This window comes from Halomonas litopenaei (genome assembly GCF_003045775.1).
Classification (GTDB): domain Bacteria; phylum Pseudomonadota; class Gammaproteobacteria; order Pseudomonadales; family Halomonadaceae; genus Halomonas; species Halomonas litopenaei.
The window spans coordinates 52,087-70,672 of sequence record NZ_PXNS01000013.1 but is presented as its reverse complement, the minus strand read 5'-3'; the positions used below and the strand labels follow the sequence as shown (position 1 = coordinate 70,672).

The 18,586-nt window shown below is 64.2% G+C and carries 17 protein-coding genes; 7 read left to right on the top strand and 10 right to left on the bottom strand.

From position 1 onward, the window contains the following. The first annotated feature begins 211 nt into the window (after positions 1-211). From C6W88_RS18015 to C6W88_RS17990, 6 genes are all read left to right on the top strand, one after another. Complete coding sequence (locus C6W88_RS18015; RefSeq protein ID WP_108133468.1) at positions 212-1,657, top strand: aldehyde dehydrogenase family protein; 1,446 nt, start codon at positions 212-214, stop codon at positions 1,655-1,657. Between the two features lie 11 nt (positions 1,658-1,668). Further along, a complete protein-coding gene (locus C6W88_RS18010) occupies positions 1,669-2,673 on the top strand; it encodes a dipeptidase (protein WP_181248670.1) in 1,005 nt (334 codons plus the stop codon). A gap of 169 nt (positions 2,674-2,842) precedes the next feature. Next, complete coding sequence (locus C6W88_RS18005) at positions 2,843-4,474, top strand: BCCT family transporter (protein WP_108133467.1); 1,632 nt, start codon at positions 2,843-2,845, stop codon at positions 4,472-4,474. Between the two features lies 1 nt (position 4,475). Then, positions 4,476-6,266: a hypothetical protein gene (locus tag C6W88_RS18000; protein ID WP_231498694.1), complete on the top strand. Its 1,791-nt coding sequence runs from the start codon at positions 4,476-4,478 to the stop codon at positions 6,264-6,266. Then, the gene (locus C6W88_RS17995; RefSeq protein WP_045993663.1) at positions 6,263-7,078 is read left to right on the top strand and encodes a DUF3726 domain-containing protein; all 816 of its coding nucleotides are present in this window, start codon (positions 6,263-6,265) and stop codon (positions 7,076-7,078) included. Before C6W88_RS18000 ends, C6W88_RS17995 begins: the two co-directional genes overlap by 4 nt. 70 nt (positions 7,079-7,148) lie before the next feature. After that, complete coding sequence (locus C6W88_RS17990; protein ID WP_045993664.1) at positions 7,149-7,532, top strand: RidA family protein; 384 nt, start codon at positions 7,149-7,151, stop codon at positions 7,530-7,532. A 296-nt stretch (positions 7,533-7,828) separates the two neighbouring features. Here the strand turns inward: C6W88_RS17990 and C6W88_RS17985 are convergent, their stop codons facing one another. From C6W88_RS17985 to C6W88_RS17970, 4 genes are read right to left on the bottom strand one after another with little or no spacing between them, the layout of a single operon-like run. Beyond that, positions 7,829-8,602 (bottom strand): transporter substrate-binding domain-containing protein, encoded by a 774-nt coding sequence (locus tag C6W88_RS17985; protein ID WP_181248671.1) that lies wholly within the window; start codon positions 8,600-8,602, stop codon positions 7,829-7,831. 14 nt (positions 8,603-8,616) lie between these two features. Then, positions 8,617-10,230, bottom strand: a complete 1,614-nt coding sequence (locus tag C6W88_RS17980; protein WP_181248672.1) for an FAD/NAD(P)-dependent oxidoreductase — start codon at positions 10,228-10,230, stop codon at positions 8,617-8,619. Next, on the bottom strand, positions 10,217-10,582 hold the full coding sequence (locus C6W88_RS17975; RefSeq protein ID WP_108133546.1) for a (2Fe-2S)-binding protein: 366 nt from the start codon (positions 10,580-10,582) through the stop codon (positions 10,217-10,219). The genes C6W88_RS17980 and C6W88_RS17975 overlap by 14 nt, the downstream gene beginning before the upstream one ends. Further along, a complete protein-coding gene (locus C6W88_RS17970) occupies positions 10,566-11,681 on the bottom strand; it encodes an NAD(P)/FAD-dependent oxidoreductase (RefSeq protein ID WP_108133465.1) in 1,116 nt (371 codons plus the stop codon). Before C6W88_RS17970 ends, C6W88_RS17975 begins: the two co-directional genes overlap by 17 nt. A 190-nt stretch (positions 11,682-11,871) precedes the next feature. Here C6W88_RS17970 and C6W88_RS17965 point away from each other — a divergent pair, with 190 nt between their 5' ends. Further along, entirely contained in the window at positions 11,872-12,798 is a 927-nt protein-coding gene (locus C6W88_RS17965) for a LysR substrate-binding domain-containing protein (protein ID WP_181248673.1), read from the top strand. Positions 12,799-12,819: 21 nt separating this feature from the next. Here C6W88_RS17965 and C6W88_RS17960 read toward each other — a convergent pair whose 3' ends face one another. The 6 genes from C6W88_RS17960 to C6W88_RS17935 all read right to left on the bottom strand — a co-directional run bounded on the left by C6W88_RS17960 (position 12,820) and on the right by C6W88_RS17935 (position 18,500). Continuing rightward, the gene (locus C6W88_RS17960; protein ID WP_108133463.1) at positions 12,820-14,103 is read right to left on the bottom strand and encodes a TRAP transporter large permease; all 1,284 of its coding nucleotides are present in this window, start codon (positions 14,101-14,103) and stop codon (positions 12,820-12,822) included. Next, positions 14,100-14,609: a TRAP transporter small permease gene (locus tag C6W88_RS17955; protein WP_108133462.1), complete on the bottom strand. Its 510-nt coding sequence runs from the start codon at positions 14,607-14,609 to the stop codon at positions 14,100-14,102. The genes C6W88_RS17960 and C6W88_RS17955 overlap by 4 nt, the downstream gene beginning before the upstream one ends. Positions 14,610-14,802: 193 nt before the next feature. After that, positions 14,803-15,792, bottom strand: coding sequence for a TRAP transporter substrate-binding protein (locus tag C6W88_RS17950; RefSeq protein WP_108133461.1), 990 nt, complete (start codon positions 15,790-15,792; stop codon positions 14,803-14,805). A gap of 97 nt (positions 15,793-15,889) precedes the next feature. Continuing rightward, positions 15,890-16,597: an alpha/beta fold hydrolase gene (locus tag C6W88_RS17945; RefSeq protein WP_108133460.1), complete on the bottom strand. Its 708-nt coding sequence runs from the start codon at positions 16,595-16,597 to the stop codon at positions 15,890-15,892. Beyond that, a complete protein-coding gene (locus tag C6W88_RS17940) occupies positions 16,597-17,361 on the bottom strand; it encodes an HpcH/HpaI aldolase family protein (RefSeq protein WP_108133459.1) in 765 nt (254 codons plus the stop codon). The genes C6W88_RS17945 and C6W88_RS17940 overlap by 1 nt, the downstream gene beginning before the upstream one ends. Positions 17,362-17,375: 14 nt before the next feature. Then, a complete protein-coding gene (locus C6W88_RS17935; RefSeq protein ID WP_108133458.1) occupies positions 17,376-18,500 on the bottom strand; it encodes a cupin domain-containing protein in 1,125 nt (374 codons plus the stop codon). Positions 18,501-18,586: the final 86 nt, after the last annotated feature.

Genomic DNA, 18,586 nt, shown 5'->3' with positions numbered 1-18,586 from the left:
GCTGGCGCCTTGCTCCAGGAAGTCCGCCCCGAGACTAGCCCAGGCCTCGCCAGCACGTAGCGCAGCGGCTGGATCGGGAGCATGGCATTTCCTCACACGGGCCGTCACACAGACAGGCGGTAAGCCTTACTTATCATATGCTCGTTATTATTGATTATCTTTATTTTGGTGGCTCTCCTAGGCTGTGTCGCATTCGTCACAGGAGGTCATCATGTCTCAGCAGTCAGCCTACGCACTCTATATCGACGGCCAGTGGATCGACGGCGTCGACCAGATCGAGAACCGCAGCCCGTCGGATACCAGCGACCTGATCGGCGTCTACGCCCAGGCTTCGACCGAGCAGGTCAAGGACGCCATCGCCGCCGCCCGCCGGGGTGGCCGCGAATGGGCCAAGAGCGGCCTGGAGCAGCGCTACGGCGTGCTGATGGCGGTGGGCGACGAACTGATGGCGCGCAAGGCCGAGCTCGGCGAGCTGCTGGCCCGTGAAGAGGGCAAGACCCTGGCCGAGGCCGTCGGCGAGGTCCACCGCTCCGCCCAGTTCTTCCACTACTACGCCGCCGAGGTACTGCGCCAAATCGATGAGCGCGCCGAGTCGGTGCGTCCCGGCGTGGAAGTGGAGGTGCGCCGTGAGCCGGTGGGGGTGGTCGGCGTCATCAGCCCCTGGAACTTCCCCATGGCCACCGCGGTGTGGAAGATCGCCCCGGCGCTGGCCTTCGGCAACGCCGTGGTGTTCAAGCCGGCCAACCTGGTCCCGGGCAGCGCCTGGGCGCTGACCGAGATCCTCAGCCGCCAGGCGCTGCCCGCCGGCACCTTCAACCTGATCATGGGACCGGGCTCGAGCGTCGGCGACGCCCTGATCGCAAGTCCCGAAATCAACGCCCTGACCTTTACCGGGTCGCTTGAGGTCGGTCGCCGGGTGGCCGGCGCCACCGCCGCCAACCTGGTCAAGTGCCAGCTCGAGATGGGCTCGAAGAATGCGCTGATCGTGGCCGACGACGCCGATCTCGACCTCGCCGTGGAGGCCGCCTTCAACGGCGCCTACTCCGGCACCGGCCAGAAGTGCACCGCCTCGTCGCGCTTGATCGTCACAGAAAAGGTCCACGACGCCTTCGTCGAGCGACTAATCGAGCGCCTGAAGCAGGTGCGTGTCGGCCCCGCCCTGGAAGACGGCGTGCACATTGGCCCGGCGGCCGACGCCCGCCAGCTTGCCTCCAACCTGGCATGGGTCGAGCACGCCCAGGCCGACGGCGCCCGCCTGGTGTTCGGCGGCGAGCGCGTCAGCGCGGCAAGCGACGGCTACTTCATGGCACCGGCGCTTCTGGTGGATACCACCAACGACATGGCCATCAATCGCGAGGAGGTGTTCGGCCCGATCGCCTGCGTGATCAAGGTCGCCGACGCCAACGAGGCCATCGAGGTGCTCAACGACACCCACTTCGGCCTGACCGCCGGCATCATTACCGACTCGCTGAAGCTTGCCAGCGAGTTCAAGGCCCGCGCCGAGACCGGCTGCGTGATGGTCAACCTGCCCACTGCGGGCACCGACTACCACGTGCCCTTCGGCGGCCGCAAGGCGTCGAGCTTCGGCCCCCGCGAGCAGGGCCGCTACGCCCGCGAGTTCTACACCGTGGTCAAGACCTGCTACGTCAAGGCCTGAGGAGAGACGTCATGTCCCGAGAAATGCTGACCGTCGACGGCCTGCAGTACTCCAACTGGTCGCGGGAGATCTTCGAGCAGATGCGCGAGGGCGGCCTGGACGCCGTCCACGCCACCCTGGTCTACCACGAGACCACCCGCGAGACGCTGTCGCGCCTGGGCGAGTGGAACCGCCGCTTCGAGGCCCATGCGGACCTGATCATGCCGGTGCGCGGGCCCGGCGATATCGCCAGGGCCCAGGCCAGCGGGCGCATCGGGGTCTTTCTCGGCGCCCAGAACTGCTCGCCCATCGAGGACGATATCGACATGGTCGAGGTGATGCGCGATCTCGGCCTCTTGATCATGCAGCTCACCTACAACAACCAGAGCCTGCTGGCCTGCGGCTGCTACGAGGCAGAAGACAGCGGTATCACCCGCTTCGGGCGCCAGGTGATTCGCGAGATGAACCGGGTCGGCATGGTCATCGACATGTCCCACAGCGCTGAGCGCTCGACCCTCGAGGCCATCGAGCTGTCGAGCCGTCCGGTGATCATCTCCCACGCCAACCCCGAGAGCTTCCACCCGGCCAAGCGCAACAAGTCCGATCGGGTACTCAGGGCCATCGCCGAGTGCAACGGCCTGCTGGGCTTCTCGGCCTACCCCTTCCACCTGCGCAACGGCCCGGACTGCACCCTTGCCGAGTACTGCGAGATGATCGCCCGCACCGCCGACCTGATGGGGGTCGAACACCTGGGCATCGGCACCGACCTGTGTCAGAACCAGCCCACCTCGGTACTCGACTGGATGCGCAACGGCCGCTGGTCCAAGGACATGGACTACGGAGAGGGCAGCGCCGCCAACGCCGGTTGGCCGCGACCACTGGCCTGGCTCAAGGACAGTCGAGACTTCCCCAACCTGATACAGGGCCTGCGCGACGTCGGCATGAACGAGGACGAAGTGGCCGGCATCATGGGCCGCAACTGGCTGGCGCTGCTGGAGCGCGCCGCCACGCCTCAGGGTATCGCCAAGGTCGCCTGAGGCGGCCCTCGGAGCAGCCCCCGACCAGCCCTCGACCAACGTTAGACCAGCCACCCGTCAGCCACCGACCCGCCGGCATCCCAGATCCCAACAACAACCGAATGCCTGCGGCCATCAATCACCATAACAGGCACCGCCCCGACGGTGCCGCACGCCAGAGGTTCATGCCATGACCACCTCCACCACCGGCACCTCGTCACCCGCCGATCGCTCGGCGCCAGCGACCACGGACTTGCCCGCCGGCCAGTATCGCCTGGGCGACCCCGTCGTGCTCTGTCTCAGTATCGGTTTCATCCTGCTGTTCGTCGGCCTGTCGCTGTACGACATCGACGGCGTCGCGGGGGCCATCGGCACGGGCTTCGCCTGGACCGCCAAGGCGCTCGGCAGCTACTTCCAGATCCTGCTTTTGTTGACCTTCTTTATCGCCATGGGGCTGATCGCCACCCCGGCGGCGAGTGCACGCATCGGCAACACCCGCACGCCGGAACTGTCCACCTTCAAGTGGGTGTCGATCATCATGTGCACCCTGCTGGCAGGGGGCGGGGTGTTCTTCGCCGCCGGCGAGCCGATCTACCACTTCGTGGTCACGCCGCCGGCCTTTGCCGGCAGCGCGGCCATCGAGGCCGGCAGCGACTCCGCCATCGCCCCGGCCCTGGCCCAGTCGTTCATGCACTGGGGCTTTCTGGCCTGGGCGGTGCTCGGCAGCCTGACCGCGGTGGTGCTGTCCCACGCCCACTATGACAAGGGCCAGCCCTTGCAGCCGCGCACCCTGCTCTATCCGGTACTCGGCGAACGGATGATGAAGGGCCCGCTGGGCGGCGTGGTCGACGCCCTGTGCGTGATTGCGGTGGTGGCCGGTACCGTCGGGCCCATCGGCTTTCTTGCCACCCAGGTCAGCTTCGGTCTGCACGAGCTGTTCGGTGTGGCCAACACCTACATGACCCAGTTGATCATCCTGATCGGCCTCGGCGCGGTCTACGTCACCTCGGCGGTTACCGGCATCGACAAGGGCATCCAGATCCTGTCGCGCTTCAACGTCTTCCTGGCGCTCGCCATCGCCGCGGTGATCTTCCTGTTCGGGCCGACGCTGTTCATGGTCAACGCCTTCACCCAGGGTTTCGGCGAGTACCTGACGTCGTTCTTCGCCATGTCGACGATGACCGCCCAGAGCGCACCGGACTGGTGGATGCAGTGGTGGACGGTGTTCTTCTTCGCCTGGTTCATCGGCTACGGCCCGCTGATGGCGATCTTCGTCGCGCGCATCTCCAGGGGCCGCACCATTCGCCAGATGGTGCTCACCGTGGCGGTGCTGGCACCGGTGGCCACGGCCATCTGGTTCACCCTGCTGGGAGGCTCCGGCATCTTCTACCAGATGACCGGAGCCATCGACCTGACCGAGGCGCTCAACAACTTCCAGTTCGACGTGGCTACGCTGACCGTGGCCCAGGCGCTGCCAGGCGGTACCGTCATGGCAGTGGCGATCCTGGTGCTGACCACCATCTTCGTCGCCACCACCGGTGACTCCATGAGCTACGCCATCGCCGTGGTGGGTGCCGGTCACGACGAGCCGAGCCCGCTGGTTCGCGCCTTCTGGGGCATCGCCATGGCGCTGATGGCGGCTATCCTCCTGTACATGGGCGCGGGGCAGATCAGCGCCCTGCAGCAGTTCATCGTGCTGACCGCCATCCCGGTGTCGCTGGTGCTGCTGCCGTCGCTGTGGACCGGCCCCCAGGCCGCCCTCGCCATGGCCCGCGCCCAGGGCATCACCAGCCACAAAGCCAGCGCTACAGGGGAGGCCTGAGATGAGACGCGAAGACCTCGCCAGCCGCCTTTCCGACGTCGAGCAGCGCCTGCGTCTGCGCGCGCCCGACGAGGTGATGCAACTCGATCGCCTGGGCAGCCTGCACGCCAGCCGGCTGAGCTTCGTGCGTAGCCTGGTGCGCCAGATGGCGCGCCAGCGCTGGCAGATCAGCACCACCCGCTTCGAGCTCGACGCCGAGGGCCACGGTGTCGCCATCTATCGTCTGCAGACACCCCAGGCCCGCTACCACGGGGTGATCTTTTCCCAGCCACTGGACGACGCCGCCCGCTCCGACCGGGTCATCGCCGAGGCCTGGGACGTCACCTTCGGCGTGGTCGAAGGTGACGTGGACGACTCGCTACTCGAACAGATGGCCGCCAATGTGCCGCTACAGGAGGCCGGGCGCCAGCATCCACGTCTGCTGGTGCTGTCCCGGGCCAACCGCAGCCTCAGAAACTTCGCCGCCTTTCTCGACGCGCTGTGCGCCGGGCGCCAGCCGGACCCGGCCTGGCTGACCCGGGTCGGCTATCTGTATCGCACCACCGCGGTCTACGGAAATGGCAAGTTCGGCATCGCCGACTTCGATCGGCTCAAACACAACCCGGACTTCCAGCGCCCTTTCTCGACCCAGATGCTGGCGGTCTACCTGCTGCGCCACTTCTCCATCGAGCAGATCGAGCATATGGCCCGGGCCCGCGCGCCGGGCAGCGCAGTCGCCATGGCCGCGCCGCTGCGCCGCTATCTGGGCATCGGCAATTCCACCGGACTGGGCATGGCGCCCTTTCTGATCAACCACCCGCAGCTGATCCAGCGCTGGGTCGAGAGCCGCGAGAAGGCGCTGGCCCAGGTCAGTGGTCAGGTTCCCGGTGAACCGGAGCGACAGCGCCTGGTGGCGCTTGTCGCCCGGGCCGAGCGCCACCTGGCCCAGACCGTGACCGAGGATAGCGAGCAGAGCGCGCGTAACCGCGAGACCGCCAGCGCCCTGCCAGCGGTACGCGCCTGGCTCGAGCAGGTACCACTGGCCGAGGAGCTGTGGCAGGAGTTGATCGACTGGAGCCGCCAGACCCTGAGCCTGGAAGCCCAGGAGCTGATCCACACCCTGCTGCTTGAGCTCTACCCGGAGATCGTCGATCCCTTCGAGGACCAGATGGGGGTCGAGGAGGGCCTGGAGCTGACCCCGGACATGCCGCTGGTCAGACTCAAGCAGTTGATCGAGACCCACTACGACTGGGCCCTGCGTCATGACTTCGGCGACCCCGAGGAGCGCTACTGGTTCTGGTATCGATCGGTCGAGAAGGAGGAGCCGCGCCTGGGCGTGCGCGACGTCGAACCCGGCGCCGACCGTGAACTGAAGCTCGCCATCGCGCCTCGGGTGGCCGATACCCATGGGGTCATCGACGACTTCCTCAGCGCCCATCCGCGCGCCCTGGTGGTGGAGTTCCTGATTCACCACCCGCGTCACAAGGACATCATCCGGCGCATCCAGAGCATGGCCGAGACGCCCTTCGGCGAGATCCGCGCCAACCTGTGGGCCCGCGAGATGAAGCCGATGCACCTGCTTCGCACCAAGCTGTCGTTCTTCGGCGCCAGTCGCTTCGATCCCAAGTCCGATCGCTGGGTGCGCATCACCCTGTTCCAGGGCGCGCCATTGGTCGAGGAACTCAACGCCGAGCCCAGCGACCTGATCGACTTCGACGACTGGAGCTTCCCGCTGGAGCCCGACCAGGACGCCGCCGGCACGCTCAAGGAAGCCGATGCCCAACCCCGCCAGCACGCCGGAGCCAACTCATGAAGGTGTCTTACAACGAACTCCAGGGACTCTGCCGCAAGGCCTTCCAGGCCATGGGCTTCGAGGACGGAGACGCCAGCGACGCCGCCGACATGGTGGCCTGGATGCAGCTCTACGAGCTCGGTGGACTGGCGGCGCTGGGACGAGGCCTCGACTTTCTGCTCGCGGATCAGGGCGAGCGCCCCCCGGAACTCGTCTACTCGGACGGCGACCTGGCGGTGCTCGACAGCCACGGCGCCAGCGTGCTCAAGAGCTCGACCCTGGCACTGGAGCTGGGCTTTGCCAAGGCCCGGGCGCGAGGCCTTGCGGTGATCAAGATCCGCCACTGCCACAACCGCCAGTTGATCATGGGCTACCTGGCGCGGCTGGCCGGGCGCGGGATGAACGTCACCGCCTTCTGGCGCAATGCCCAGGCGCCTGACGGTGAGGCCCGGACCGCTGGCGCAGAGCAGGCGGCAGCCACCCCGCTGATCGAGCAGGTGGTGGGCTTTCGTGCGGGAAGTTCGGTGCCGGAGATCCGCGTCTACGCGGTGCACGAGGTGCCCGAGGAAAACGAACCCAACGACGGGGTGACGCTGATCATGGCCAACCACGTGGACCTGCTGCCGTCGCTGCGCTCCGAGTATCAGCTCGACCTGCTGGCCCGTCACCAGGAGTCCGACCTGCTGGCTTGCCGCGAGCGTGCCATGCAGCAAGGCATCGAGGTCGACGACGGCCTGTGGGCGCAGCTCAAGGCGCTGGCCACCCGGCTGCTGGTGGAATCTACCGAGGCCTCTCGCAGCGGCGCCGGCGCCGGCACCCACGACAACGACTGACACACAACCCTCACCCCTTGGCACTCTCTTTGCCCTACTACCCCCGACTTCCAACGTTCGAGGATACCCCATGGTTCACCCGGTCAAGACCGAGCTGTTCGCCTCCCGCGCCCCACTGTCCTGGGCCAGCGTCGGCAACGGCATCCTGTTCACCGCCCAGATCCCCATCGACAAGAGCGGCGAGGTGGTCGACGGCGGCATCGAGGCCCAGACCCGCCAGACGCTGGACAATCTGGTGCACACCCTCACCTGCGCCGGTGGCGGCGTTGAATCGCTGACCCAGGTATTGATCTACGTGACCCGGCGCGAGGATCTGGCCACGGTCAACCGGGTCTACGCCGAGTACGTCAGCGAGCCCTACCCCAACCGCGCGGCGGTGATCGTCTCCGGCTTCGCCCGGGAAGAAATGCTGGTCGAGATGGTGGCCTACGCAGCGCTACCGGTGACGCCCTAGGGCTTGTCTGAAAAGTGCCTGCGCTCGGTAATACGGCGTTAAAAATCGGATCAAAATGCTCATTTACACCACGTAAACTGCGCTTTCTCACCGATTTTTGCCTTGTCTAACCTTCGCTCGTCGACTTTTCGGACAGCGCCTAGCCGCCTATTGCACCGTGCCGCCGACGGCGTAAATGGCCGAACCCCCGACACCAACGAGCCCTCCGATGGAGGGCTCGTCGCATGGTGGGCTCCTTACATAGCGGGCTTTCACGCCTCTCGTCTTCCCCCCGCGGGAGGTCGACTCCGCCGGTGCTATTTCTCGAAGTAGCGTGCCCACAGCGCCTGGTAGTCACCGTCGTCCTTGAGCCCCTGGATGGCCTCGCTGAACGCGATGGCCAGTTCGCGATCGCGCTGGCGGAAGGCGGCGCCGACGCCGGGCCCGTAGATCGACTCGGGGCCGGTCACCAGCTCGCCCTTGCGCGCAAAACGCTCATCACTGAACAGCCGCTCCTGGGCCAACGGGAAGGCGGTAAAGACCAGGTCCAGCCGACCGGTGAACATGTCGTTGACCACGCCGCCGGAGTCCGAGTAGCGACGAATGTCCGCCTCGCCGTGGTAGGTGGTCACGTACTCGTCCTGGATGGTGCCCTGCTGCACACCGATGGTCATCTCCGACAGGTCGCCTTCGGGATCGATCTCCGCGTCGGCCTGGCCGACCCACACCGAGGGCACCTGATAGTAGGGATCGGAGAACAGCACCTGTTTCGCGCGTTCGTCGGTGATGTTCATGGCCGAGGCGATCAGATCATACTTGCGCGCCAGCAGCCCCGGGATGATGCCGTCCCAGCCCTGCTCGACCCACTCGCACTGGCGCTGCATGCGCTCGCAGGCGGCCTCGACCAGCTCGACCTCGAAGCCGGTCAGGCTGCCGTCGGGCAGCTTTTCCTGGTACGGCGGATAGGGCACGTCGACACCGATGCGCAGCGGACGATCGTCGGCCTGGGCGGTGGTGGCAACAGCGGCGCCGGCGCCAGCAAGGGCCATCGCCAGGCCAAGGGAGGCAGACAGCAAAGCGTTAATTTTCATGGTCGTTTCTCGCTCTATTGTGATTGTGTGGTCAGGTGATCGGAGGGCGCCAGTGCCAGCTCGCCCAGCGTGATGGAGGTCAACGGAGGGCGAATGCGGTAGTAGCCGACCTCGTCCATGTCGCGGCCCTGCTCGCGGGCCATCAACCGCGACACATTGGTGCCGCATAGCCGTCCCTGGCAGGGGCCCATGCCACAGCGGGTGAAGGCCTTGAGCTGGTTGGGCCCGGCAGGCCCCGCTCCCAGCGCTGCCTTGAGCTGGGCCTGGCTCACCCCTTCGCAGCGACAGATCAGGGTCTCGCCGGGCTGTCGCTCGACCCAGTCCGCCGGTGGGGTGAACAGCGCATCCAGCAGACGTCGACCGGACAGATCCAGGCGGCGCCGACGCCTCAGCGCGGCGCTTTCCCTGGCGATCGCCCTGGCGCTCTCCCTGGCGCTATCCCTGGCGACCGCCCGGCGATTATCGGCGTCTGGTCGCGGCGCCGCGGCGCCTTTCGCGTTGGCTGTCGTGTCCTGCGGCTTATCCATCAGGTCAGCCATCAGCTCATCCAGCACGGCCAGCGCCGCCAGTCGCCCTTCGCGTTCGGCGTTCATGGCGCCGCCGATGCCGCCGCCGTCACCGGCCAGCCACACCCCCGGGCGCACCGAAAGATCGTCGCGACGATCAGGCACGAACGCCTGCTGCGCCTCCTGCCAGCGGTGCTCGATGCCCAGTCCTCGGGGGAGCTGCGGCTCGGGCACCACCCCCATATGGGTCAACAGCCAATCGGTCTTGAGCTTGTGCTCTTGGTCATCTCCACGCCGGCGATAGCGCACCCCGGTCAAGCGCTGGTCGCCCTCGGCGGCCAGCGACTGGACGCCACGTACGACCGGCACCCCAGCGCGCCTCAACGTCGCCAGCATGCGAGCGCCCTTGGCGAGGTAGCCGCGCGCCCGCCAGGCCCTGAGCGGGTGACGCAGGGTCCGCGCCAGTCCCAGGTTCGGCGCCGTATCGAGGATCATCCGGGGCGGGCAGCCGGCGTTGAGGTACTGCCAGGCCAGCAGGTACAGCAGTGGCCCGTTGCCCGCCAGCACCGGCGGCCCCTCGGTCAGCAGCGCGCCCTGCTTCATCAGGATCTGGGCGGCGCCGGCCTGCATCACCCCAGGTAGCTGCCAGCCGGGGAAGGGCCAGCCCCGCTCCATGGCGCCGGTGGCGATGATCAGACGCTCCGCAACCAGTTCCCGGCTGATGCCATCGTGCCCCCGCACGCCCAGGCGATGGGCGTCGTTCAGGCCGTCGTTCAGGGCGTCGTTCAGGGCGTCATCCAGCGCCTCGATCCACCACACCCGCGTGCCTGGGCGATAGTCGATCTCCCCCCGCCTGGCGGCGTCCAGGAAGGCGCCGACCAGGGCCCGACCGCGATGGTAGTCCTTGCCCATGACGGCGGCGTCGAGCTGGGGCTGGTCGAGATCGCGATAGATCTGCCCGCCCGGCGCCCTGGCCTGGTCCAGCACCAGCGCGCGCAGGCCGGCCTCGGCCAGTCTCAGGGCCGCCGCCATGCCGGCCGGGCCGGCGCCGAGCACCACCACCCGGGCCCGCTCCTTGCTGCCGTCGGTGCCGACGGTCTCCCTCGGCTCACAGGTCTGCATCGTCGCGCCCCCTCTGCTCGTCACCACTGGCATGGTTGGCGGTGTCCCACCGGGTGGCGGTCGCGGCCGCCTCGTCGAGCTGGCGGCGTACCCGCATGCCCTGCTCCACCGTGACCAGGCAGCCCTGTCGATTGGGGGCATCGTCGATGGTGATCAGGCAGTCGTGGCAGACCCCCATCATGCACAGCGGCGCGCGATGGCCACCGGCGGCATGTCGGCGGTAGCCAGCAGCGCCCTGGTGCATCAGCACCGCGGCCGCCACGCTAAGCGTCGAGGGCACCTGGTATGGTGCGCCGTCGATGGTGATGGTGACCTCGGGCGTGGCCGTGGCCCTTTCATGCCGCTTGAACATCGAAGCGTCCTCCCGAGAAGAGCGGATAGCGCTCGGTGAGCCGATCATCGTCCAGCGCTGCGGCCAGGTCATCGGCGTGAAAGGCGGCCAGGGTGATGCCGCTGTGGCAGCTCAGGTTGTAGGCCCCGGGATAGCGCTGCGAGGCCTCGTAGACGGGGCAGCCGTCCGGCGTCATGATCCTCAGCGCCGCCCAGCTGCGCACCAGCCGCGCCGACGCCAGATCGGGATAGATGGTCACCGCCCGCCGCGCCAGGGCGTGCAGGGTATCGAGGGTGACCCGGGTGTCGTGGCCAACGTGCTCAAGCACGTCGCCGATCAGGTAGCCGCCGCTCGCCGTCTGGCGAATCTGCGGTGTCGGCAGGCGGCCGGCGGCGGGCAGACGCTCGCTGACCAGCACCTGGCCACGCACCGGCGTGACCCGACCGCAGAGCCCGAGCGGCGGTGCCAGCCGCGCCGCCCCCAGTCCGCAGGCCAGTACCAGCCGTTCGGCACGCACGGCGCCACGGGCGGTATGGGCAACAAAGCCCGCCTCGCCGGGGTCGATCGAGGCGACCGGATGATGAGGCCGTACGTCCACGCCGAGCGCCTGGCAGGCACTGTAGAGTGCGCGCAGCAAAAACAGCGGATTGCAGTGGCCGTCGTGGGGTGTCCAGATGCCCCCCGGGACGTCGCCGCCAAGGCCCGGCAGCAGCCGTTGTAGCCGCTCGCCCTCCAGGTACTCCCAGCGCACGCCAGCCTCACGCGCCCAGGGCACGTCGTACAGTGCCTGGTACTCGGCGCAACGGCTGCGCACCTCGTTGTCGTCAAGACACAGATCGACGCCTCCGGGCTGCTCGAATTCCAGATCCACGCCGGTGCGCTCGCCAAGCTCGCTGGCGAATCTCGGCCAGGCTCGACTCGAGGCCAGCGACATCGCCGCGTAGGCGGGCATGCCGGCGCCCTTGCCCTGAACCCAGACCAGGCCCGCGTTGCCCCGGGAGGCCTTGAGCGCGGTATCGTGCTCATCGAGAACGCAGACGCGACGGCCACGGCGCGCAAGCCCGTAGGCCACCGCCATGCCCACCACACCCCCGCCAATGATCATCACCTCGTGTGCCATGGAAGCCTCGATCCCCTAGCCGTCGATTGCCGATGACTCGACGATAGAAGCCACATCCCATACGATCCAATACCAATCAATGGCAAACCCATACCCTGATGTTATGGTCCCTTTCGATGCAGGGCTGGATGCAGGGCTGATGGGTGGGGCTGATGGATGGGTTCAGTGGAGGTTTCGATGGAGGACAGCGATGGACAGCCCCCGGCTCAGTGACCGCCAGTTGCAGGCCTTTCAGCACACCATGGACAGCGGCAGCGTCACCGCCGCCGCCAGCCGCATGCGCATCGCCCAGCCAGGCGTCACTCGGCTGTTGAAGCAGCTCGAACATGACCTCGGCTTTGCGCTGTTCTCGCGGATCAAGGGACGTCTGGTGCCGACGCCGGAGGCGCGCCTGTTCTATCGCGAACAGCAGCGCCTGTGGCAGGGACTCGAGCACCTTAGAGACAGCGCCCGGCGGATTCGCCAGCGCGAGCTTGGCGGGCTCGGCATCAGCGCCATGCCGCTGCTCGGCCTGACCTTTGTCCCGGACGTCATCGCCGGGATGGCCAAGGATCACCCGGACCAGCACCTGCGGTTGTCCACCTACCGCTCCGAGCAGGTGGTGGAAGACGTGGTCACCCAGCGCTCGGAGATCGGTTTTTCCCTGCTGGGAGGCCAGGACGAACGCCTCGGTGCGTCAGCCTTCACGCTCGATAGCGTCTGCCTGCTGCCCCGGGATCATCCGCTGGCAGGGCACGAAAGCATCGCCGTTGAGGACCTCGATGGCCAGACGCTGATCCACTATGAACCGGGAGACCCCAGCCGCCAGACGCTGGAGCGTGCCCTGGCCGAGCGAGGCGTCGCGCCGCGCTCGCGGCTGGAGGTGTCGCTGGCGCTGCAGGCGACCCGGCTGGTTGGCCAGGGCGCCGGCATCGCCATCGTCGACGCCCTCAACGCCCGCGCCATGGGCGGCAGCGACAGCATTGCGCTACCGCTGCAAGAGCCCCTGACCGAGACCTTCTACCTGCTGACACCCCGGGACCAGCCGCTGTCGCGGCTGGCCGAGGAGTTTGTTCAGCGCTTTCGTCATCGGTTTGCCGAGGTGCAGGCCGGGCAGGATAGGCCTGGCACGACATAGCGTTGACGCTCAGCCAGTCGACTAACCAGTCCTCAGCTCCGGTATGACCAGCGAGAACCACGGCACGAAGGTGATGATCAACAGCGCAATGATCATGGCAAAGATGAAACCAATCACCGCACGGGACAGTTTCTCGATCTCTACCTGGCCGACCTGAGAGGCCATGAAGAGGTTCGCCCCCAGTGGCGGGGTGACGAATCCGATGGCCAGGTTGACGATCATCACGACACCAAAATGCACCGGCGACATCCCTAGCGACGTGACAATAGGAAGCAGCAGCGGCGTCAGGATGACAATCGCCGCCAGCGTTTCCATAAAGGTGCCCACCACCAATAGCAGCATGAGGATAGCCAGTAGTATCAGAACCTTGCTATCCGTAACGCCGAGCACCCAGTTGGCAATGTCGGTCGGGACTCTCTCGATGGTGAGGATTCGACCGAAGGCCGTCGAGGCGCCAACGATCACCAGCACGGCACCCACCAGCAGCGCCGACTGTAGGATGATTCCGTAGAGATCCTGTGGCTTTATCTCGCGATAGACGAACACTCCGAGCACCAGTCCGTAAACCACGCCAACGGCAGCGGACTCGGTGGGTGTAAACAGGCCGGAATAGATACCGCCAAGGATGATGAACGGCATCAGCAGGGGCAATATGCCCTGCTGGAGAATCTGCAGCGCTTCCGCTTTGGAAAACTTGGTATCCGACCCCTGGTAGCCATGACGCCTGGACTGGATATAGGTATAGACCATCAGCGCTACGCCGATGATGATGCCAGGCAGAATCCCCGCCAGGAACATATCGGTCACCGATACCTGCGCGGTGATGGCATAAACGATCATCACCACACTAGGAGGAATGATGACACCAATCCCCCCGGCAGAAGCGACAATAGCGCCAGAGAAGGCACGGTCGTATCCCTTCTGAACCATGGCAGGAATCATGGCAAGTCCGATCGCCGCTACCGTCGCCGAGCCTGTACCCGAAATTGAGGCAACCACCATGCAGGCCACGATGGCAACGATACCCAAGCCTCCCGTCACCCGCCCCAGAAACAGCTCCGCAACACGAATCAGACGATTGGCGATACCGCCACGGCTCATGATGTTTCCGGCCAGGGTAAACAGGATGACGGCAAGCAGAGGAAAAGAGTTCAACCCATACACCAGCCCCTGAAAAAGAAAATCCGGATTAAGAAACGGCAGGCTATAGATCACGATAAGGCTGGCAACCGCAAGCGCGATACCGATGGGAACCCCCACCACCAGCAATCCCAGAAATGAACCGAACAGCAAGGTGGCCGTCATGACAAGGCTCCTTCCGTGGTGGGCGAAGCGTGCCGTTCCTTGAGACGTTGGGAAATCTTCTGCAGCAGCCGGATCACGTTCAAGGCACCACCGAGAACAATGGACCCGTACAGAATGGCGACAGGGATCTCGAGCCCGGAGGATATCTGGCCCAGCTCGAGGCTTCGCTCAATGATGTTTGCGCCGTAATAGACCACCAAGACGGAGTACACCAGAAAAATCATATCCGCCAGGATCAAACAAGCCACTTGTCCCCTCTTCGGCAGCAAGGCGATGGCCGCGGTTATCCTGATATGTCGATCGTCTTTAATGGCGTAGCTGATACTTAAATAGATTACCCAGACGAACAGGTAGCGTGAGAGTTCTTCGGCCCAGCTGATGGGATTGTCGAAGACACGCAGCACTATCTGCAGCGAAATAAAAAAAGTGATAAGTGTTACACCGATGACGATAAGCACCGGCTCGAAGTGCCTGTCGAAGGCACGCAACAACGCCATGATCTTCATCTTTATTCTCCTGAAGACGGCACAGAGAAACACCAACAATCATGGCTTGAACGATCTATCGCCGCGCCCCAGGACCAGATGCTCGACATCGGTTCAAGGACGCCTGTCACCACCGGCAACCGATCCATCAAACCCAGCCGTCATGACGGCATTTCTCCGAAGCGGTCACACCGTGACCGCATGTCGGCGGCAGTTACCGCAAGCGTTCAACAGCGTCCACCATCTGCTCGAACAGTTCAGGGCCTGTACGATCCCGAAGCTGCTCGCGCACGGCGCCGTTCATGCGTTCGGCCATGACTTCCTTCAAGGAATCAGGCATCTCTGACACCTCGACACCAAGTTCTTCCAGTTCGCCAATGACCTGATTGTTGGCTTCCATCGCCAGTTCACGTTGATACGCTATCGCCTGATCAGCCGCTACCTCGACGGCCTGCTGCTGCTCTTCCGTCAGACCCTCATAGAATTCGGCGTTCATGAACCAGACAAAGTTGGTGTAGATGTGGCCAGACATCGTCATATGGCTCTGAACCTCATAAAAGCGCTGAGACTTTACCGAAAACGCCGCGCTTTCCTGAGAATTGATCAGGTTCTGCTGCAATGACGTATAAATTTCGCCCCAGGCCAGCGGAATTGGCGTCGCCCCCACTGCCTCCCAGGCAGCTATCTGCATCGGGTTGTTGGCGGAGCGCAAGCGCACATTACCCAGCGCTTCCTCGCTATCGATGGGGCCGAGGTTGGAGGTGATATGACGAAACCCGACCTCACCAAACCCCAGACCATGCAAACCCCGCGACGTCATCGCATCGAGCAAGGCTTCACCACCGTCCTCACTGTCCAGCACCCGATGGGCATGCTCTTCATCGTCGAACAGGAAAAACAGATCCAGCACATTGAACTCGGGAATATAGGGTGCAAGCAGAACAGACGCTGCCGCAGTCATCTGCATATTGTTGTTTTGCACCATGTCGGTCACCTCGGCGACACCACCAAGCTGACCGCCCTCATATATCTCGACGCCAAGATCCACTTCTTCGGCTTCGAGATCCTCCTTGAATTTCACCAGCGCCTTATGAAGAGGCGTGTCGGCCTGATTATCGTGAGCGATTCTGATGACTTCTGCATGGGCCGACGAGGCGGCCAATATTACGGAAGACATGAGAACTGACGTGAGTATTTTATTCATTATTTTCTCCGTAAAGCGTAAGCTATTTATAACTTCCCACCTGGCGGCAATACTGCCTGGGGGGATATATCGCTGGAAGCGAGGTGACAGCGTGATGTCATTCAGCCTGGCGTAGCCATCGAGCCAATCCCTCGGCGACACTTTCAGGCTGCTCCAATGGCAAGTAGTGGCTCGCGCCTTCCACCCACACTAGTCGACTTGTGGGTGACGCGGCGTCGGCAGATGTTGGTTTCTCTGGCAAGCACAATGCATCACCTGTACTGGCCAAGAGCAGAGTTGGACGAGAAAACGCTGCCAATACGTCGTGCTGATCTCTTCGAGTAATCGCCATCAAGGTCTGCCGCTCAAACCCTTGGAGGCCGGTGTCGATCGCCATCTGTCGTATCAGCCTTTCACTCTCTGAATATCCCGGATGCGAAGCGCGAAGGCCGGCAGGAACAAACTGCTCGCTGACCAGCGCTTCGAGACCACGGCTCCTGGCCAGCTCAAGCTGGTCCTGACGAGCCTGGCTCCCTGCTGGAGTATCGGCCTGGGCATGGCTGCAGATCAGCGCCAGACGGTCGACTGACTCAGGCGCCTGACGCACCAGTTCTAACGCCGCCAGTCCGCCCAGTGAAAACCCGGCCAATGCAAATCGGGCCGGAAGCTCCTTTCTGAGCGATGCCACCACCTCGGTCATGCTGCTGCCTTTGCCGTAGCGGGGCGTCACCACCTCGACGGCGTCAGGCATGAACGACAGCATTCGAGCCCACAGCCGTTCATCGCAAAGGGTCCCCGGCAACAGCACCAGTGGCAGGACACTCATCAGCTAGCCTCTCTCAGCATCTGAATACGCTGCATCGCTTCGCTGCGCATCAGCTGCGTATCATTGCCAGGCGTTACCAGGGACGCACCCGCCGACTGCATCGCATGGGCCATGGCCAGATCGCCACAGAAAATGCCTGAGTATTTTTCGTACCGTTGGCAAAGCTCCAGCAGGTCATGAATGTGATCTGCCAGGACGGACTCCTGCCAGGGGGTTGCCGGTGAGATCCCCAGGCTCAGTGCCAGATCGTTCGGGCCTATGTAGATACCATCCAGGCCCGGCACCTGCAGGATATCTTCGGCGTTTTTCAAGCCATCCTGGGTTTCGATCATCGCCAGCACCAGCACCTCTTCGTTGGCATGCGCCAGGTAGTCGGAGCCGCCGTACAACAGTCCACGAGCGGGGCCAAAGCTTCGGCGTCCCAGCGGCGCGTAACGGGTGGCACTGACCAGCTGCCGAGCTTGTTCGACGGTTTCGATCATCGGACAGATGACGCCGTAGGCACCCATATCCAGCAGCTTGTTGAGCTCGGCCATATCGTTTCCGCTACAGCGCACCCACGGCATCGCGGGCGTGGCGGAGATAGCCTGCAGCAGGCGGGGAACCGCATCGATACCAAACTGACCGTGTTGAAGATCCACCGTGACGGCATCAAACCCGCAGTGACCCAGTACCTCGGCAACGTAACCGCTATCGCTGGAAAGCCAGGCGTTGATCGCGGTGGTACGCTGACTTGCCAATTGCTTCAAACCGTTGTGACGCATGATGGAACTCCTTATCAGGCACGCAAGGCGATGGTGCTGGTCGACGCAACGTAGCCGTTTGGATCCAGGGCGTAGCCAGCGGCCTCTGCCTGCTCGACAACCTCGGGGGACCACTCCAGTTGCGTCCGGGCATCGGAGCCAGTGATGACCAGCACTCGGCCGCAATCAGTCCCGATGTTCTTCAATGAGCGCCAGACCCCGGCGGGCACTGACACCAGGTCCCATTCACCCAATCTTGTGGTGACATCAGCCTCGCCATTGAAGGCGACCTCCCACTCGCCATGGCGTACAAGAAAGACCTGACTGTCATGGTGACGGTGGGCCAGCAGCCCTTCCCCCGGCTCGGCCTCCAGCCACGCCATGGCAAAGCCGTGGGGGTTGAACACGCGCGGTTGCTGATCGCGGTCTTCCGTGAGGCCGTGGCCGATCACACTGGCCAGCCTTTTCCGACCACCGGGCAGCACCGAGTCGAGGGTCGGCCGGTCGGACCAGACAAGGTCTTCCTCCAATGTCACCCGTGCGCGCATGTCCTCCAGAGACCAGCGCTTGAGTTGGTCAATATCTTCCTGGGGCATTGGCTCGAGCAGCTCGGGCAACGCCTCGCCTTCAAGCGCGTTCAGGTCGACCAGCTTGGAATCGGCAGCAGCAAGCGCCAATCCCGTTTCTCTGGCCTGTCGGATGACATCGGGACTCCAGATAACACCACCGGTCTTGTTCTGCCCCAGGCAGGTGAAGAGAAAACCGTCGTCGGGGCCGGTGTTGGTAAAGCCGCGGTAGATCCATGTGGGCACAGAGAGAATCCCTCCCTCGCCCATGGTGAACTCGCCTTCCTTTCCATCGACGCCCCAGCGGAAGGTCCACTCCCCGGAGAAGCAGATGAATACTTCCGCGGTGAAGTGCAGGTGCAGATTGTTGGTGACGCCATTGGGCATGGCAGCGCCACCTATATTGAAGCCATGAGCTTCCTGAAGATTGATCACCTGCTTGTTGGATTGCGACACCCCTCCGCCGATGAAGGCATAGTTGTACTTTGGCATCGATCCTGGGATGCGGCAGTCGATAAAGGCTTCTGAGCAGCCTTGGTGGTCCGCGCGCCGCACGACCCTGCGCTCTGCTTGTGAAGGCTGAATGGTAGTCATCAGGCGTCCCTTTCGTAGTGGTTCAACGAAAGGTAGTAGGGACACAAAAATACTTACAATATATATTTAATGACCATATCATTCGC

Excerpts from the sequence above, each read along its gene's own strand:
- C6W88_RS17955 (WP_108133462.1), bottom strand. The coding sequence starts at position 14,609 with ATGAAGATCATGGCGTTGTTGCGTGCCTTCGACAGGCACTTCGAGCCG.
- C6W88_RS17945 (WP_108133460.1), bottom strand. The coding sequence starts at position 16,597 with ATGAGTGTCCTGCCACTGGTGCTGTTGCCGGGGACCCTTTGCGATGAA.
- C6W88_RS17965 (WP_181248673.1), top strand. The coding sequence starts at position 11,872 with ATGGACAGCCCCCGGCTCAGTGACCGCCAGTTGCAGGCCTTTCAGCAC.
- C6W88_RS18005 (WP_108133467.1), top strand. The coding sequence starts at position 2,843 with ATGACCACCTCCACCACCGGCACCTCGTCACCCGCCGATCGCTCGGCG.
- C6W88_RS17935 (WP_108133458.1), bottom strand. The coding sequence starts at position 18,500 with ATGACTACCATTCAGCCTTCACAAGCAGAGCGCAGGGTCGTGCGGCGC.
- C6W88_RS17950 (WP_108133461.1), bottom strand. The coding sequence starts at position 15,792 with ATGAATAAAATACTCACGTCAGTTCTCATGTCTTCCGTAATATTGGCC.
- C6W88_RS17970 (WP_108133465.1), bottom strand. The coding sequence starts at position 11,681 with ATGGCACACGAGGTGATGATCATTGGCGGGGGTGTGGTGGGCATGGCG.
- C6W88_RS17990 (WP_045993664.1), top strand. The coding sequence starts at position 7,149 with ATGGTTCACCCGGTCAAGACCGAGCTGTTCGCCTCCCGCGCCCCACTG.
- C6W88_RS18010 (WP_181248670.1), top strand. The coding sequence starts at position 1,669 with ATGTCCCGAGAAATGCTGACCGTCGACGGCCTGCAGTACTCCAACTGG.
- C6W88_RS17975 (WP_108133546.1), bottom strand. The coding sequence starts at position 10,582 with ATGTTCAAGCGGCATGAAAGGGCCACGGCCACGCCCGAGGTCACCATC.
- C6W88_RS18000 (WP_231498694.1), top strand. The coding sequence starts at position 4,476 with ATGAGACGCGAAGACCTCGCCAGCCGCCTTTCCGACGTCGAGCAGCGC.
- C6W88_RS17980 (WP_181248672.1), bottom strand. The coding sequence starts at position 10,230 with ATGCAGACCTGTGAGCCGAGGGAGACCGTCGGCACCGACGGCAGCAAG.
- C6W88_RS17960 (WP_108133463.1), bottom strand. The coding sequence starts at position 14,103 with ATGACGGCCACCTTGCTGTTCGGTTCATTTCTGGGATTGCTGGTGGTG.
- C6W88_RS17985 (WP_181248671.1), bottom strand. The coding sequence starts at position 8,602 with ATGAAAATTAACGCTTTGCTGTCTGCCTCCCTTGGCCTGGCGATGGCC.
- C6W88_RS17940 (WP_108133459.1), bottom strand. The coding sequence starts at position 17,361 with ATGCGTCACAACGGTTTGAAGCAATTGGCAAGTCAGCGTACCACCGCG.
- C6W88_RS18015 (WP_108133468.1), top strand. The coding sequence starts at position 212 with ATGTCTCAGCAGTCAGCCTACGCACTCTATATCGACGGCCAGTGGATC.
- C6W88_RS17995 (WP_045993663.1), top strand. The coding sequence starts at position 6,263 with ATGAAGGTGTCTTACAACGAACTCCAGGGACTCTGCCGCAAGGCCTTC.